This is a genomic window from Massilia orientalis (assembly GCF_030411975.2).
Classification (GTDB): domain Bacteria; phylum Pseudomonadota; class Gammaproteobacteria; order Burkholderiales; family Burkholderiaceae_D; genus Telluria; species Telluria orientalis.
In genome coordinates this window covers 429,151-444,236 of record NZ_JASNRB020000005.1, presented here as the reverse complement: position 1 = coordinate 444,236, position 15,086 = coordinate 429,151, and the positions used below count along the sequence as shown (strand labels likewise).

Below are 15,086 nucleotides of genomic sequence, written 5' to 3'. Positions count from 1 at the left end.
TGTGGAAGTGCAGTAATGCATTAAGCTAACTGATACTAATTGCCCGTACGGCTTGTCCCTATAACCTTGGCAGTCATGCCAATGCAAGGGTTCAGCTGTTTGTTGAGACAACAGATTAAGAAACTACTTCTTCCGGATTCAGAGTGACGCACGCAACAGCTGCGGCACTCGTACAAGTTATGCCTGATGACCATAGCAAGTCTGTACCACCCCTTCCCATCCCGAACAGGACCGTGAAAAGACTCTGCGCCGATGATAGTGCTGCAACCAGTGTGAAAGTAGGTTATCGTCAGGCTAGTTATTAAGAAAACCCCGTCGAGTGATCTCGACGGGGTTTTTTGTTTTGGAAAAACGAAGCCCGCTCGCTCGGATTGGCACTGCCAATCCTCGCTCTGAGCGGGCTTTTTGCTTTTCTACCACCAAAGAACGATGCGCCGGATGCCGAAGACAGGGCGGATGTCCTGCTCGACCAGCTGGTACGGCCGTACAAACTGGCGAGCGGGAGCGTGCGGGTGGGAGCCAGCATCAGCGTGGCCCTGCAGTTGCTGCATGAACTGCAGGACCTTGCCAACCTGTTGGCACGCGCCGACCAGGCGCTGTATGCAGCCAGGCGCGAGGGCACGGGCCGTGTTGCGCCGGTGGCGGAAGCGCTCGAGCGGAAAACGTCCCGATCGGACGGGGTCAGACGCCCCAGAGCACGTCGGTCTGCAGGTCGCGCGATGCGCGCAGCATTTCCAGCAGCGGGAAGGCTCGGGTCGAGAACGTCACGGTTTCGATGGGCTGGTGTTCCGCGTCCTCTTCGCCTTGATGGGCCTTGACGTCCTGTTCCATCTCGTCGGTGGCCTGGTGCTTCCGGCTTTCTTCGATCTCGTTTTCCAGCAGTCTGACGGCTTGCGTCGCTTCTTCGGCGGTGATGACACCGCGTTCACTGTCCTTGTGCAGGAGGTCCAGGATCCGCTTGGCGTGGTCCTGGTACATCATGACGTTCGGGTAAGCCTTGGATTTAAAGGTGATTAACATAGTTGTCTCATTCTATTGTGAGTAGCCCAACGATATCACGAGTCGCGCCTGGAGGTCAGTGGGCTACCTCTCACACCGGGCGCCGCCGCATTGCGCGGGCCAGCAGCAGCACCAGCAACCCCGCCGTCAGCACCCCCGCCGCGGCGGGCAGCATCCAGGCCGGTCCACCGGCCGCCAGCGCGACCAGCAGCCAGCCGAGCCCGCCCCAGCACAGGCTGCTGATCAGTTCCAGCATCGTGCACAGGAAATTTTCCTTGCCGCGCGTCTTGAAATCGCTGCGCGGTGCGGGCCGTCCCGTCCACTGCACGATCAGGCCGGCGCTCAGCACGGCCGCGCTGACCGGGAACGCGACGAGCAGGCCCGTCAGCGGCGTGCGCACGACGAGCCACAGCAGCGGCAGCGCGACGAGCAGCAGGGCCGGCATCGTCGCCGCCGCCAGCTTGGCCAGTTGCAGCGTGCGGCGCTGCGCCGGCGCCGACAGCAGCAGGTCGGGCGCATCCTCGGCCGAGATCACGATCCAGGCGAGACTGCCCGTCAACGAACTGCACAGCAGCGTGAGGCCTGCGCCCAGCGCGGGGCCGGCCGAGTCGCCGCGCAGGATCAGGAACAGCATCGGCACGAGATAGACTAACTGCAGCAGTACCTGGGCGATCAGGTGCGGGTCGCGCGCGATCAGGCGCCATTCCTTGCTGACGACAGTGTCGAACAGGCTGGCGCGGAAACGGAAGCGCAGCGCGCCGGCCGGGCGGACACGCACGCGCCCCATGCCTGCGGCCTGCTGCAGGCCATGGACGAAGAAGCGGTGCGTGCGGGCCAGGGTCAGCATGAAGGCGAGCCCCGCCAGCAGGACGGCGCCCAGCAGCGGCAACGGCGCACCGAGGACGGCGCGGCCGGGCAGCCACACCACGCTGTCCGGTCCGAACAGGGACTGGTGCGTCATCATCTCCATGATGCGCGGTCCCACGCTCCCGTCATGGCGCGTGAAGTTATACGCCTGCGACAGCAGGAAGATCAGCGCGCCCGCGATGGCACCCAGCACCTGCGCCACCACGCGCGTGCGGCGCGCGCCCAGCACGCGCACGAGGGCAAGCGTGAGCAGCATGCCGGCGCAGGCCGTCAGCGTCGCGCAGGAGAATATCGTCACGTACAGGCCGAGCCAGCCGGGATGACCCAGCACCAGCGCGACGTTGGCGAACGGACCGGCCAGGTACACGTAAGGCAGGGCTGTGGCGGCCGCGATGCCGAGCAGGCGCACGGCGAAGATGCTGCGCGAGGGCAGGGGCGACGACAGCAGCAGATCGAGGTCGCCGCGCTCGAACAGCGCCAGCACGCAGGCGCGCAGGCTGCTCGACAGCATGAAGGTCGAGCAAACGACCACCAGCAGGCTGATGGGGATGGCCAGCATGGCATCGCCGATGCCGTCGCGGCCCAGTGCGCGCAGCAGCGCGAACGCGATCAGGTGCAAGCCGATGAACCCGACCACGAACACGGCGATGGCGGGCCAGCCCGGACGCCGCTTGCCGCCCTTGTTGATGGTCGCGCCATACCAGGCCAGGCGCAGCTCGTGGCCCAGCAGCCAGAGGATGCTTCCCGGCGCGGCACTCACCCTGGCTGTCCTTCGGTCAGGTGCAGGAACACGTCTTCCAGGCTGCCGCCCTGCGTGCGTTCGCGCAGTTCGGCCAGCGTGCCCTCGGCGATCAGGCGGCCCTGGCGGATGATGCCGATGCGCTGCGCGAGGCGCTCCGCCACCTCGAGGATGTGCGTCGTCAGGATCACGGTGCCGCCCTGCTCGACGTGCGACACGAGCAGGTCCTTCACCTGGCGCGCGGCGGCCGCATCGAGGCCGGTCAGCGGTTCGTCCAGGATCAGGAGCTCGGGCTCGTGGATCAGCGCACCGGCCAGCGCCAGCTTCTGCTTCATCCCGCGCGAAAACCCTTCCGTCAGCTCGTGCGCGTGTTTCGTGAGGTCGAGCCAGTCGAGCAGGCGGCGCGCGCGCGGTTCGGCGTCCTGCGCGCGGATGCCCCACAGGCCGGCGACGAATTCCAGGTATTCCGTCGGCCGCAGTTTGCCGTACAGCAGCGGGTCGTCCGGCAGATAGGCCATGCCGCGCTTCGCGCCCGCGGGATCGCGCGCGAGGTCGATGCCGAGCACTTGCACGTCGCCGGCATCGGGGGCCAGCAGGCCGGTCACCATGCGCAAGGTCGTTGTCTTGCCGGCGCCGTTGGGGCCCAGCAGCGCGTACAGTTCGCCGCGCCGCACGGTCAGGTCGAGGCCGTCGACGGCGGGACGGCCAAAGGATTTGCGCAGGCCGGACAGGCGCAGGGCAGGGGACTCGCTATTCATCTCAGGGCAGTTTGAAAGACGTGATGAATTGTTCTACCTGTTCGGCGGGCAGCGCATCCTTCTTGCCGATCGCGATCACCTGGTAGAAGCGCTTGCCGCGTGACTCGAAGTGGCCGACGAGGTGCATGGTCTCGCCGTTGCGGGTGCCGCTGGCGTCGACGTCGCGCGTGGCGCGGTCCGTGTCCGCCGTCGCCTTCTGGCTGGTGATGGTGGCGCCGATGTTGCGCACCAGCGCGAGCTGCATCGCTTCCAGCGCGGCCTGGGCGCGCGCCGCGTCCGGCGCTTCGGCCGCGCCGACGGCGAACGTCGCGCCATCGACCTCGGCCGCCGTCATCGTCATCGCGACCTGCATGCCGTCGAGGTCGATGGTGCGCGTGAACGTCGCCGGTTTCGCCGGGAACATGACGCGGTAGGGCGCGTCCGGACTTGCATAGTCGCGCCAGTTGTACTTGGGGGAACAGCCCGCTAGAAGCAGGCTGAGCGCGGCCACGAGGGCCGCGAAGCGTCGTCTTGTCATGACGACATGGTAACAGGGCCGGACGGTTCAGGCGACCGGGATCGGGTTCTCCGCGATGTGCGCATTGAACTCGTTGACCAGCTTGTGCTCGTCCGGTCCCGCGTTGTTGCGCAGCGGGACGGCGATGTCGACCAGCGCTTCTTCGCGGTCCGTGGCCAGGGCCTGCATGGTCTGGGCGATGAAGGCGTCCAGCGGCATGGCGCGCGGGTCGTCGCCTTTGTGGATCAGGTCGGTGTTGACCCACGGCGGCGCGATTTCCTGCACCGTCACGCCGGTAGCGCGCAGCATGAAGCGCAGCGACAGCGTGTACGAGTGCAGCGCGGCCTTGGTGGCCGAGTACACGGCGTTCGTGGCGATCGGCACATAGGCCAGCACGGACGTGTTGTTGATGATCGTCGCGCGCGGCTGCTTCTTGAGGTGGCCGACGAGGGCGGACGTCATGCGGACCGGGCCGAGCAGATTCGTCTCGATGGTCGACACGGCCGTGGCGTCGTCGATCGTGCCGGACGGATCGTCGAACGGCATGATGCCGGCATTGTTGATCAGGACGTTCAGCGCGGGATATTCGGCGATCAGGGCCGCGGCGGCGCGTTCGATGCTGGCCGGATCGGCGATGTCCAGCTCGACGGCGCGCATGCCAGGGTTGGCGCGCGTCACCTCGTCCAGCAGGGCCTTGCGGCGGCCGCCGATGATGACCTGGTTGCCCAGTTTATGAAACGCTTCCGCCAGGCCGCGGCCGATGCCCGAGGTACCGCCGGTGATGAAGATGGTATTGTGCGTGAGTTGCATGGTGATTCTCCGTTTCGGTTATCAGGGATTTGGAAGATGTTGCCTTCTGGGATCAATGTTGGCGCAAACATGTTTGCCCTGAATGACAAAGAACCCTCGAATCAGGACAAAGTGTGCGTATGCACATATATTCGGATGCCTATCTACTTTGTCAGTTGTTTTTGGTTGGACCGGAGCGGTTGTCGTATGATTACCATCATGCACTGCAGCAGACGCTGTGGCGCCGGAATCTCCGGCGAACCTGATCATCACTGAGGACAACATGAAACGCAGAATCGGACTCTTGCTGCCACCCGGCTTCCAGGTCCTGGATCTCATGGCGACGACGGTCTATGAACTGGCCAATACCTTGCTGGAAGAAGCCAGCTACGAAGTCACGATGCTGTCGGAGCATGGGGGCGCGATGACCAGTTCCTCGGGCATCAGCGTGCTCACGGAAGCCGTCGCGCGCTACGACTACGACACCTTGCTGGTGGCGGGGCAGATGGCGCCGCGGCGTCCGTCGTCGCCGGGCTTCATTGAGATCCTGCGCCAGGCCGGCGTGCAGTCGCGCCGCGTGGGCAGCATCTGCACGGGCGCCTTCCTGCTGGCCGAGGCGGGCCTGCTGGACGGCAAGCGTGCCACCACCCACTGGTCGCTGGCGCGCGACCTGCAGCGCATGTACCCGAAGGTGCGCGTCGAGGAAGACCGCATCTTCATCAACGAGGGCAAGGTGTGGTCGTCGGCCGGCATGACGGCTTGCGTCGACCTGTGCCTGGCCCTCGTCGAGAGCGACTACGGCATCGAGCTGTCGCGCAACATCGCACGCAAGCTGGTCGTCTACCACCGCCGCAGCGGCGGCCAGTCGCAGTTCTCCGCGCTGCTGGAACTCGAACCGAAATCCGACCGTATCCAGCAAGCGCTGTCGTACGCCAAGCGCCACCTGCGCAAGCCGCTGTCCGTGGACGAGCTGGCCGAGGCGGCCAACCTGAGCACGCGCCAGTTCAGCCGCACGTTCCGCATCGAGACGGGCCAGTCCCCGGCCCGCGCGATCGAGGTGCTGCGCGTGGAAGCGGCGCGCGCCTTGATCGAGGGCAGCAACCACTCGATCGACGTCGTCGCGCGCGAGACCGGCTTTTCCGATCCCGAGCGCATGCGCCGAGCCTTCCTGCGCGCCTTCGGCCAACCGCCCCAGGCCATCAAGCGCGCGGCGCGCGAACAGCAGACCACGGGCCTCGCCTGATCCTTCGACAGGGGAGCGATGGCCTGAATCGAGGCCGATTGGTCTCACGCGTCGTGCTCCGTTCTGAAAAGATGCCTGCATCAGGCAAACAGAACGGAGTCGACGATGTCCACCGAGCCCACCTCCCTGCCCAGAGGCCTTTTATACACGCTGGCGCTGGGCACCTTCGCCATCGGCACCGAAAGCTTCATGATCGCGGGCCTGCTGCCGCGCATCGCGTCCGACCTTGCCGTGACCGTGACGCAGGCCGGCCTGCTCGTGACGGTCTTCGCATTGACGTATGCGATCGGCGGACCGCTGCTCGCCATCTTCACGAGCGGCTGGCCGCGCCGCACCGTGCTGGTCGGCGGCATGGCCGCCTTCGCCCTCGGCAATGCGCTCGCATTCGCCAGTCATGACTACCTCGGCCTGCTGATCGCCCGCGTGCTGCTGGCGCTGACGGCCGGCCTGTACACCCCCAGCGCCAATGCCCTCGCCAGCGCCATCGCGCCGCCGGCGCAGCGGGGCCGCGCGCTGGCCATCGTCAGCGGCGGCCTGACCATCGCGATCGTCGCCGGCGTGCCCCTCGGCACCCTGCTCGGCACCCACCTCGGCTGGCGCGCCACGTTCGGCGCCGTCGCGCTGTTGTCCGCATTCGCCGCCGTGGCGCTGGCCGTGGGCCTGCCGGAGTCCCTCGGTGCCGGCGCGCCGCCCGTCAGCCTGAAGGCGAGACTCGACGCCGCCCGCCGGCCGGGCGTGCTGCCGACGCTCGTCGTGACCCTGCTGTGGGGCACCGGCACGTATGCCGTGCTGACCTACCTGGCGCCGTACCTGAAACTCGTGGCGGACATGCCGGCCGAAGGGATGAGCGGCGTGCTGCTGCTGTGGGGCGTCGCAGCCGCCGTCGGCCTGGCGCTGGGCGGACGGGCGACGGACCGCTTCGGGTCCCTCAACGTGGTCGTGCCCGCGCTGCTGTTGCTGGCCGCGTCGTTCTACTACCTCGCGGCGATGGCCGGCTTCGGCCATTGGCCGCTCGGCCTGCTGTTACCGGGTGTCGTGCTGTGGGGCCTCGCCACGTGGGGCTTTTATCCGGCCCAGCAGAACAGCCTCGTCAACCGCAGCGGCGTGGCGCTGGCGCCCGTCGTGCTGTCGCTGAACGCATCGTTCCAGTACGCCGGCTTTTCGCTGGGCGCGCTGGCGGGCGGGTTCACCGTGGCGCACGCGTCGCCCGGCGTCGTGGGTTGGGTGGGCGGCAGTTTCGAGGTGCTGGCCTTGCTGCTCGTGCTTGTCGTCGAACGGCGCCAGGCGGCTCGCCGCTTAATGGTCACCGCTTAATGCTCACATAAGCCGCGCCGGTACTGGATCGCCTCGGCCACATGCTGGGCATTCACCGTATCGGCGCCGGCGAGATCGGCGATCGTGCGCGCCACCTTCAACACCCGGTGATAGGCGCGCGCGGACCAGTGCAGGTGCTGCATGGCGTCGCCCAGCAGGCGCGCGGCGGCGGTGTCGAGGTGGCAGTGGTGGTCGATCTCGCGCGTCGTCAGCTTCCGGTTGGCCTTGCCCTGGCGCGACAACTGGCGCGCGTGCGCCTGCGTGACGCGCTCGGCAATGGCGGCGCTGGGCTCGCCGTCGGCCAGTTGCGCCATCGTGTCCGGCGTCATCGCGGCCACGGGCACCTGGATGTCGATGCGGTCGAGGAGGGGGCCGGAGATGCGGTCCTGGTAGCGCTGTACGGCGTCCGGCGTGCAGCGGCACTTGCCCGACGGGTGGCCGAGCCAGCCGCACGGACATGGATTCATCGCCGCGATCAACTGGAAACTGGCGGGGAAGTCGGCCTGGCGCGCGGCGCGCGAGATCGTGATGGCGCCCGTTTCCAGCGGCTCGCGCAGCACTTCGAGGACTTTCCGGTCGAACTCCGGCAACTCGTCGAGGAACAATACGCCGTGGTGGGCGAGCGAGATTTCTCCGGGACGGGGCAACTGGCCGCCGCCGACGAGGGCCACGCCGGAACTCGTGTGGTGCGGACTGCGGAACGGCCGCTTGCGCCAGCGCGCGATGGCGAAGCTGCCCGCGAGCGACTGGAGCGCGGCCGTCTCCAGCGCTTCCTCCTGGCGCAGCGGCGGCAGCAGGCCGGGGAAGCGCGACGCGAGCATGCTCTTGCCGGCGCCCGGCGGTCCGATCAGCAGCACGGAGTGCAGGCCCGCGGCCGCTACCTCGAGCGCGCGCTTGACCTGCTGCTGTCCCTTGACGTCGGCGAAGTCCGGGTACACGGGCGGACCGGCGGACGGCACGGGGCGGTAGCGCACGAGCCGCGCCTCGTCCGACTTCGCGGCGAAGTGCGCGCACACGTCCAGCAGCGAGCGGGCAGGGTAGATGACGGCGTCCGTCACAAGCGCCGCCTCGTCCGCGTTCGCCCACGGCAGCACGAAGGCGCGCGCGGACGTGTCCTCGTCGGCGTGCTGGCGCAGCATGGCAAAGCTCATCGCCAGCGCACCGCGCACGGGGCGCAATTCTCCCGACAGCGACAGCTCGCCCGCGAACTCGTAGCCGTCCAGCGCGGCGGCCGGGATCTGGTCCGACGCCGCGAGGATGCCCAGCGCGATCGGCAGGTCGAACCGTCCCGATTCTTTCGGCAGCTCGGCCGGCGCGAGATTGATGGTGATGCGCCGGCTGGGAACCTCGAAGCCCGAGTTCTGCAGCGCGGCGCGTACGCGGTCTTTCGATTCGCGCACCTCGGCGTCCGCCAACCCCACGATATTCATCGCCGGTAGCCCATTGGCCAGGTGAACTTCGACGCTGACGGCCGGTGCTTCCATGCCGGCCAGGGCGCGGCTTCTGAGGACGGCGAGGCTCATCGGACTCCTTCGACGGTGGGCGAGGCCTCATCTTAGGGAAGCGGAGACGATGCCTGTTGAGAGGGGACAGGCCTGCATGCCGAACTTTTTTCGCGTCGGGTCTGCGAGGTGTCTGGTAATGTAGCGGGCTCCGTCCTCGCCAAACCACGCATGCCCCGACTGATACTGACCCTGCTCGCCCTCGCGGTGCTGTTCTGCCTGCTGTGCGGACCCGTCACGTGGGTTGCGCTGCGCCTGTGGAAGCGCGGGGATCTCGAAGCGTTCCGGCCGCTGCGGGTCATGTGGATCGCGCAGGTGGCGCTGGCGTCCGCGCTCGTCTTCGGCGCGGACAGTCTCGGGCTGGCCAATCCGATGGGGTGGATGGTGGCGCTCGTGTTTGCGGTCAGCCTGGGCGGGGCCGCGCTGTACGGCCTCTGGCGTCTGTTAACGCGGGCCGCCGCGCATTGAGGTTCACCACAGCTGGCCGGACACCCCGGCCAGGAAGGCGCGGTCCGCCGTCAACTGGACGCCGTTCACATGGCGCACGAGCGGTTGCTGGACGAAGCCGTAGACCTGCAGCCTGCCGTTGATGGCATAGGACAATCCGGGACTCAGGAACAGGTAACGGCCGCCGCTGTCGGCCGGTTCCGCCGCGCTCCCGCTGTCCGCGCGCTTGTGCACGAAGTTCAGCTGCAGCAGGGCGCCGAAGCCCGGGCCGAAGCCCTTGCGCACACCGGCGTCGGCACTGAACTGGGCGCCGGGCTTGTAGCCGGCGCGGCTGTCGACCGCGTGTTGGTACTGGGCCTGCACGAACCACGCGCCATCGCTGGCGTTGCGGCGCTGGTGGCGGTAGGCGCCGAGGATCAGGTCGGTCGTTCCGGTGCCGGGCTGGAGGCTGCGCTCGGCCCGCTCGTTGTCGCCGTTCGCGACCGTGAAGCGTCCAGTGGGCAGTTTCAATCCGAACGTCACGCCGCTGTCGCTGGGATTCAGCAGGTCGCCGCCGGACGCGACCTGATAGCGGCCGACGACGCGGACATCGCCCGGTTCCGTGAACGACCAGCTTTCGCCGATCTGTTCGCCATGGTGGTTGTGGACGTGCCGGTGATCGCGGTCGCCGAGCGGTGCGCTCACGGTCACGCCCCAACCGTTGCCGAAGCCGCGGCTCCAGGTGGCGACGAGATTGCGGTTCACGGTAGCGACTTCGTCGTGGTGATGCGGAACCTGCCCGACCGCGACCTTGTCGCCGCCCGCCATCGGCTGGTCCTGGTCGATGTATTCGTAGTGCACGTCGAATGCCGGGCCGGGCGCGAGGAGCGCGCTCTGCGTGGTCCAGTTCGTGTTCACGGTGCAGAAGGCGGCTCCGCAGCTGGCGGAGGCGAGGGCGGGAAACAGGGCGGCGAGGGCGGCGGCCAGATGGCAGATCTTCATTTTTTTCCTCATCAATGTCGAATCGTCTTGTGCTGGAGAACAGCATAGGTGCGGTCGACATCGATTTCGTATGAACCAGATCAAGGTTCAGCTACAAACATATCGATTGCTTATGGCGAGTACATTTCCGTGTTGTTTACGAAATGCTTGATCTGGTTCATCCAGGGATTGGAACCGCGCCACGTAAGATTTTTTCGCAGCAAGTCCAAAACAACGATCGAGGTGAAAAAATGAAACGCAAGACGATGCCCGTGCTGATCGCAGCCCTCATGCTCGGCATGACCTTCCTGGCGCCCGCCCATGCCCAGCATGAGCATCTCCATCCCACGGCCGTACAGACCGTCGCGGATGTCACGTTCACCCTGCGTACCGATATCGCCGACGGCAAGCTGGTCTTCATGGGCGATGCCGGCAAGATCGCGGGCAAGACCAATCCCACGTTGAATGTGCCCGTCGGGGCCGTCGTGCAGATCAATCTCGTCAATGGCGACGGTGCCACGCACGACCTGAGTGTGGCCGAGTTCGGCGTCAAGTCGAACCAGCTCAACGACAAGGGCGCCAGTACGGCCATCGTCTTCCGGGCCACGAAGAAGGGGACGTTTGATTACATCTGTACATTGCCGGGGCACGTGCAGGCCGGCATGATCGGCAAGATCGTCGTGGGCGAGGGTGCCGCCGACACCTCGCCGAAGGCCGCGGACCTCTCGCGCGATCCGCACGACCTGCCACCGCCGATCGGCAAACGCGCGCCGCAGCATCTCAAGGTCTCCCTCGAGACCACGGAGGTGACGGGCCAGTTGACGGACGGCGCCACCTACAAATACTGGACTTTCAACGGCAAGGTGCCGGGCCCGTTCATCCGGGTCCGGGTCGGCGATACCGTGGACGTCGACCTGTCCAACGCGAAGGACAGCCACATGATCCACTCGGTCGATTTTCATGCGGTCACGGGCCCCGGCGGCGGTGCGGCCGTCACGCAGGCCGCGCCGGGCAGCACCAAGGGCTTCACCTTCAAGGCGCTGAATCCGGGCCTGTACGTGTACCACTGCGCCACGCCGATGGTCGCCCAGCACATCTCGAACGGCATGTACGGCCTGATCCTCGTCGAGCCGGAAGGCGGCTTGCCGAAGGTGGACCGCGAGTTCTATGTGATGCAGGGCGAGCTGTACACGGCGCAACGCCATGGCTCGACGGGCGAGAACGAGTTTTCGCTGGAAAAACTGCTGAACGAGCAGCCCGAGCACCTGATGTTCAACGGTAACCACAACGCCCTGACGAAGACCCACCGGATGGAAGCGAAGGTCGGCGAAACGGTGCGCATCTATTTTGGCGTGGGCGGACCGAATTTCACCTCCAGTTTCCACGTCATCGGCGAGATCTTCGAACGCGTCTACAATCTGGGCGACCTGGTCTCGCCGCCGCTGCGCAACGTGCAGACGACGACCGTGGCACCGGGCGGCGCCACGGTGGTGGAATTCAAGGTCGACGTACCCGGACGCTATGTCCTCGTCGACCACGCCCTGTCGCGGATGGAAAAGGGGCTGGCGGGCTTCCTGTACGTGACGGGCGACCCGAATCCGGCCGTGTTCCGCACCGCCAGTACGCCGGACGCGCCTTCGGGACATTGATCAGGTAAACGGCAACGCGGCCGCGCCGCACCGGTTTCCACCGGCGCGGCGCGGCCGCGTCGTTTACAAGGGCGGCTCAGGCCTTGGCGTCGGCCGTGGCCAGCTTCGCTTCCAGTTCGGCGACGCGCAGTTCCAGCGCCTCCAGCTTGGCGCGCGTCTTGGCCAGCACCTGGGCCTGGATGTCGAACTCTTCGCGCGTCACCAGGTCCAGCTTCGAAAAGCCCTGGGTCATCATCGCCTTGACGTTGCGCTCGATGTCCTTGGCGGGCGAGTTTTCGAACGCCTGGTTGATCTTGCCCTGCAAATCATTGAAAAAATTGTTCATTTCACACTAGTCCTTGAGTCGGCACCCCGCACCAAGAAGGTGCGTACATACCTGATTTGGTGCGTGCACCGTGACGGCGCACGCGTCCTGGTCCCGTTTGTATTTTGAAATTAAAAAACTGGGGGCGGAAGGGGTGAAAAACAAGCGGGAACCCGCCCGGCATGGGGGTGGCACGCATCCTGCTAATCAACCATTAACCATAAGAGGTCGCAATCCCGGATTGTAAACCGCAACCCAAGAATATGTTCAACTAAAGGGAGTGTCGTATGAAGCGTCGTAACAGCAACTGGTCCCACGCCGCAGTACTCGCAGCAAGCCTGTGGAGCCTTCACATCGGGCTGGCCGGCGCCGAAGAGCAGAAGCCGGACAATGAAGTGAGTTTCAACGCGGCGGTCACGAGCGATTATCGCTACCGCGGCATTTCCCAGTCCCGTCTCGACCCCGCACTGCAAGGCGGCGCCGACTACACGCACAACCCGACCGGCCTGTACGCGGGCACCTGGCTGTCCACCATCAAGTGGACCAAGGACCTGGGCGGCAGCGGCGACGTCGAGTGGGACCTGTACGGCGGCAAGCGCGGCAACCTCACGAGCGACATCACCTATGACGTCGGCGGCCTGTACTACTTTTACCCGAGCAATGGCCTGCATCCGAATGCCAACACGTTCGAACTGTACGGCCAGCTCGGTTTCGGCCCGGCCTACGTCAAGTACTCGCATTCGCTGACGAACCTGTTCGGCACGGCCGACAGCAAGGGCAGCGGCTACCTGGACATCGGCGCCAACGTCGACGTCGGCAGCGGCTTCACGCTGAACCTGCACGCCGGCCGCCAGAACGTGCGCCACAACGGTTCGCTGTCGTACACCGACTACAAGCTCGGCGTCACCAAGGACCTGGGCATCTGCTCCGTGGCCCTGTCCTGGATCAAGGCCGACACCAGCGCGTACGTGAGCCCGTCCGCGGAAAACCTGGGCAAGTCCGCGGCCCTGCTCACTGTTTCAAAAACTTTCTGAAGAGGCAATCACATGAAAATGATCACCGCCATCATCAAACCCTTCAAGCTCGACGAGGTGCGTGAAGCCCTCTCGGAAATCAACGTCCAGGGTATCACCGTGACGGAAGTGAAGGGTTTCGGTCGCCAGAAGGGCCATACCGAGCTCTACCGTGGCGCGGAATACGTCGTCGATTTCCTGCCGAAGACCAAGATCGAGGCAGCGGTCGACGATGCCATCGTCGACCAGGTGATCGACACCATCCAGAGTGCCGCGCGCACCGGCAAGATCGGCGACGGCAAAATTTTCGTCTCCAACCTGGAGCAGGTAGTCCGTATCCGTACCGGCGAGACCGGCAACGAAGCGCTGTAAGGGGAATCCGATGATCCACACCATCACGAAACTGATCGCAGGCGTATCCGTCGCCGTGGCGCTGGCAGCCGCCGCCCCGGTCATGGCCCAGGATGCCGCCAAACCGGCAGCCGCCGCGGAAGCCGCAGCACCCGCGGCCGCACCGGCCGCCAGCGCACCGGTCGCCGCCGCGCCGGCCGCAGCTGCCGCAGCAGCACCGGAAGCTGCCGCCGCACCGGCCGCACCGGCCGCGCCGGCTGCCGCACCGACCCCGCAGAAGGGCGACACCGCCTGGATGATGGTCGCCACGCTGCTGGTGATCATGATGACGATCCCGGGCCTGGCCCTGTTCTACGGCGGCCTGGTCCGTTCCAAGAACATGCTGTCCGTGCTGCTGCAGGTGTTCATGATCTTCGCGGTCATCATCGTCCTGTGGTGCCTGTACGGCTACTCGCTGGCGTTCACCGAGAAGACCGCGTTCATCGGCGGCTTCGACCGCCTGTTCCTGAACGGGATCTGGGATCCGGTCAAGGGAGCGTTCTCGACCGCGGCCACCTTCAGCAAGGGCGTCGTCATCCCCGAGTTCGTCTTCGTGGCGTTCCAGGGCACGTTCGCGGCCATCACCTGCGGCCTGATCGTCGGCGCGTTCGCCGAGCGCGTCCGCTTCTCCGCCGTGTTGCTGTTCGTCGTGCTGTGGTTCACGTTCGGTTACCTGCCGGTCGCGCACATGGTCTGGTTCTGGACCGGTCCGGATGCGTTCACCGCCGCGACCATCGATGCCGAGACCGCCAAGGCCGGCTGGCTGTGGCAGAAGGGCGCCCTCGACTTCGCGGGCGGCACCGTGGTGCACATCAATGCCGCTATCGCCGGCCTCGTCGGTGCGATCCTGATCGGCAAGCGCGTCGGCTACGGCCGTGAATCGATGGCCCCGCACTCGCTGACCATGACCATGATCGGCGCCTCGCTGCTGTGGGTGGGCTGGTTCGGTTTCAACGCCGGTTCGGCACTGGAAGCGGGCGACGTCGCCGCGCTGGCCTTCGTCAACACCCTGCTGGCCACCGCCGCCGCCACCGTGTCGTGGGTCTTCGGCGAGTGGATCACCAAGGGCAAGCCGTCGATGCTGGGTGGCGCCTCGGGTGCCGTCGCCGGCCTCGTCGCTATCACCCCGGCCTGCGGCTTCGTCGGTCCGATGGGCGGCCTGGTCATCGGTCTCGTCGCCGGCATCGTCTGCCTGTGGGGCGTGAACGGCCTGAAGCGCATGATCGGCGCCGACGACTCGCTGGACGTGTTCGGCGTCCACGGCGTGGGCGGTATCCTGGGCGCGCTGCTGACCGGCGTGTTCGCGGCACCGCAACTGGGCGGCCAGGGCATCTTCGACTACGTCACCAACAAGATGTCCGCCGACCCGTACTCGATCGGCCACCAGGTCCTCGTGCAGGCGGAAGCCGTCGGCACCACCATCGTGTGGTCGGCCGTCGTCTCGTTCATCGCCTACAAGATCGTCGACGTCGTCGTCGGCCTGCGTGTCCCGGAGGAAGAGGAACGCGAAGGCCTGGACATCACGAGCCACGGCGAGCAGGCTTACCACTCCTGATTATCAGGAATGCAATATGCGAAAGCGCCCTCCGGGGCGCTTTTTTTATTTCTAAATTGCA

At 66.1% G+C, this 15,086-nt stretch carries 15 protein-coding genes, 1 rRNA gene and 1 pseudogene; 9 read left to right on the top strand and 8 right to left on the bottom strand.

The window, feature by feature from the left end; genetic code table 11:
- The first annotated feature begins 182 nt into the window (after window positions 1-182).
- Window positions 183-295, top strand: a 5S ribosomal RNA gene (gene rrf, locus QPK29_RS10570).
- 43 nt (window positions 296-338) lie between these two features.
- Window positions 339-614: pseudogene (locus tag QPK29_RS10565) on the top strand (hypothetical protein); the annotation flags it as partial.
- Window positions 615-681: 67 nt separating this feature from the next.
- On the opposite strand, the gene QPK29_RS10560 reads toward QPK29_RS10565, so the two are convergent.
- The 5 genes from QPK29_RS10560 to QPK29_RS10540 form a co-directional block, all read right to left on the bottom strand.
- Window positions 682-1,020, bottom strand: a complete 339-nt coding sequence (locus tag QPK29_RS10560) for a DUF1840 domain-containing protein (RefSeq protein WP_056122095.1) — start codon at window positions 1,018-1,020, stop codon at window positions 682-684.
- 70 nt (window positions 1,021-1,090) lie between these two features.
- Entirely contained in the window at window positions 1,091-2,626 is a 1,536-nt protein-coding gene (locus tag QPK29_RS10555) for a hypothetical protein (RefSeq protein ID WP_371768837.1), read from the bottom strand.
- Complete coding sequence (locus QPK29_RS10550) at window positions 2,623-3,363, bottom strand: ABC transporter ATP-binding protein (RefSeq protein WP_056122101.1); 741 nt, start codon at window positions 3,361-3,363, stop codon at window positions 2,623-2,625. Before QPK29_RS10550 ends, QPK29_RS10555 begins: the two co-directional genes overlap by 4 nt.
- Window position 3,364: 1 nt before the next feature.
- A complete protein-coding gene (locus tag QPK29_RS10545; protein ID WP_371768836.1) occupies window positions 3,365-3,880 on the bottom strand; it encodes a hypothetical protein in 516 nt (171 codons plus the stop codon).
- 27 nt (window positions 3,881-3,907) lie between these two features.
- Window positions 3,908-4,669, bottom strand: coding sequence for an SDR family oxidoreductase (locus tag QPK29_RS10540; RefSeq protein WP_371768835.1), 762 nt, complete (start codon window positions 4,667-4,669; stop codon window positions 3,908-3,910).
- A gap of 262 nt (window positions 4,670-4,931) precedes the next feature.
- On the opposite strand from QPK29_RS10540, the gene QPK29_RS10535 reads away from it, so the two are divergent.
- Window positions 4,932-5,891, top strand: coding sequence for a GlxA family transcriptional regulator (locus QPK29_RS10535; protein ID WP_371768834.1), 960 nt, complete (start codon window positions 4,932-4,934; stop codon window positions 5,889-5,891).
- A gap of 105 nt (window positions 5,892-5,996) precedes the next feature.
- Entirely contained in the window at window positions 5,997-7,205 is a 1,209-nt protein-coding gene (locus QPK29_RS10530; RefSeq protein WP_371768833.1) for an MFS transporter, read from the top strand.
- Here QPK29_RS10530 and QPK29_RS10525 read toward each other — a convergent pair.
- Window positions 7,202-8,728 carry a YifB family Mg chelatase-like AAA ATPase gene (locus tag QPK29_RS10525; RefSeq protein ID WP_371768832.1) on the bottom strand — a complete coding sequence of 509 codons (1,527 nt, stop codon included), beginning with the start codon at window positions 8,726-8,728 and terminating at the stop codon, window positions 7,202-7,204. The genes QPK29_RS10530 and QPK29_RS10525 overlap by 4 nt on opposite strands.
- Window positions 8,729-8,878: 150 nt before the next feature.
- Between QPK29_RS10525 and QPK29_RS10520 the strand changes: the two genes are divergently transcribed.
- A complete protein-coding gene (locus tag QPK29_RS10520) occupies window positions 8,879-9,175 on the top strand; it encodes a hypothetical protein (protein WP_371768831.1) in 297 nt (98 codons plus the stop codon).
- A gap of 3 nt (window positions 9,176-9,178) precedes the next feature.
- On the opposite strand, the gene QPK29_RS10515 is transcribed toward QPK29_RS10520, so the two are convergent.
- The gene (locus tag QPK29_RS10515; protein ID WP_371768830.1) at window positions 9,179-10,135 is read right to left on the bottom strand and encodes a transporter family protein; all 957 of its coding nucleotides are present in this window, start codon (window positions 10,133-10,135) and stop codon (window positions 9,179-9,181) included.
- A 230-nt stretch (window positions 10,136-10,365) separates the two neighbouring features.
- Between QPK29_RS10515 and nirK the strand changes: the two genes are divergently transcribed.
- Window positions 10,366-11,763: a copper-containing nitrite reductase gene (gene nirK, locus QPK29_RS10510; protein WP_400189756.1), complete on the top strand. Its 1,398-nt coding sequence runs from the start codon at window positions 10,366-10,368 to the stop codon at window positions 11,761-11,763.
- A gap of 76 nt (window positions 11,764-11,839) precedes the next feature.
- On the opposite strand, the gene QPK29_RS10505 is transcribed toward nirK, so the two are convergent.
- A complete protein-coding gene (locus QPK29_RS10505) occupies window positions 11,840-12,088 on the bottom strand; it encodes an accessory factor UbiK family protein (protein WP_056122122.1) in 249 nt (82 codons plus the stop codon).
- 266 nt (window positions 12,089-12,354) lie between these two features.
- On the opposite strand from QPK29_RS10505, the gene QPK29_RS10500 reads away from it, so the two are divergent.
- From QPK29_RS10500 to QPK29_RS10490, 3 genes are read left to right on the top strand one after another with little or no spacing between them, the layout of a single operon-like run.
- The gene (locus tag QPK29_RS10500) at window positions 12,355-13,101 is read left to right on the top strand and encodes a TorF family putative porin (protein ID WP_056122125.1); all 747 of its coding nucleotides are present in this window, start codon (window positions 12,355-12,357) and stop codon (window positions 13,099-13,101) included.
- 12 nt (window positions 13,102-13,113) lie between these two features.
- Complete coding sequence (locus QPK29_RS10495) at window positions 13,114-13,452, top strand: P-II family nitrogen regulator (RefSeq protein ID WP_025511601.1); 339 nt, start codon at window positions 13,114-13,116, stop codon at window positions 13,450-13,452.
- Between the two features lie 10 nt (window positions 13,453-13,462).
- Window positions 13,463-15,025, top strand: coding sequence for an ammonium transporter (locus QPK29_RS10490; protein ID WP_371768828.1), 1,563 nt, complete (start codon window positions 13,463-13,465; stop codon window positions 15,023-15,025).
- Window positions 15,026-15,086 lie beyond the last annotated feature (61 nt).

Coding starts and splice junctions, on each gene's coding strand:
- QPK29_RS10560 (WP_056122095.1), bottom strand. CDS start 1,020: ATGTTAATCACCTTTAAATCCAAGGCTTACCCGAACGTCATGATGTAC.
- QPK29_RS10550 (WP_056122101.1), bottom strand. CDS start 3,363: ATGAATAGCGAGTCCCCTGCCCTGCGCCTGTCCGGCCTGCGCAAATCC.
- QPK29_RS10545 (WP_371768836.1), bottom strand. CDS start 3,880: ATGACAAGACGACGCTTCGCGGCCCTCGTGGCCGCGCTCAGCCTGCTT.
- QPK29_RS10540 (WP_371768835.1), bottom strand. CDS start 4,669: ATGCAACTCACGCACAATACCATCTTCATCACCGGCGGTACCTCGGGC.
- QPK29_RS10535 (WP_371768834.1), top strand. CDS start 4,932: ATGAAACGCAGAATCGGACTCTTGCTGCCACCCGGCTTCCAGGTCCTG.
- QPK29_RS10530 (WP_371768833.1), top strand. CDS start 5,997: ATGTCCACCGAGCCCACCTCCCTGCCCAGAGGCCTTTTATACACGCTG.
- QPK29_RS10525 (WP_371768832.1), bottom strand. CDS start 8,728: ATGAGCCTCGCCGTCCTCAGAAGCCGCGCCCTGGCCGGCATGGAAGCA.
- QPK29_RS10520 (WP_371768831.1), top strand. CDS start 8,879: ATGCCCCGACTGATACTGACCCTGCTCGCCCTCGCGGTGCTGTTCTGC.
- QPK29_RS10515 (WP_371768830.1), bottom strand. CDS start 10,135: ATGAAGATCTGCCATCTGGCCGCCGCCCTCGCCGCCCTGTTTCCCGCC.
- nirK (WP_400189756.1), top strand. CDS start 10,366: ATGAAACGCAAGACGATGCCCGTGCTGATCGCAGCCCTCATGCTCGGC.
- QPK29_RS10505 (WP_056122122.1), bottom strand. CDS start 12,088: ATGAACAATTTTTTCAATGATTTGCAGGGCAAGATCAACCAGGCGTTC.
- QPK29_RS10500 (WP_056122125.1), top strand. CDS start 12,355: ATGAAGCGTCGTAACAGCAACTGGTCCCACGCCGCAGTACTCGCAGCA.
- QPK29_RS10495 (WP_025511601.1), top strand. CDS start 13,114: ATGAAAATGATCACCGCCATCATCAAACCCTTCAAGCTCGACGAGGTG.
- QPK29_RS10490 (WP_371768828.1), top strand. CDS start 13,463: ATGATCCACACCATCACGAAACTGATCGCAGGCGTATCCGTCGCCGTG.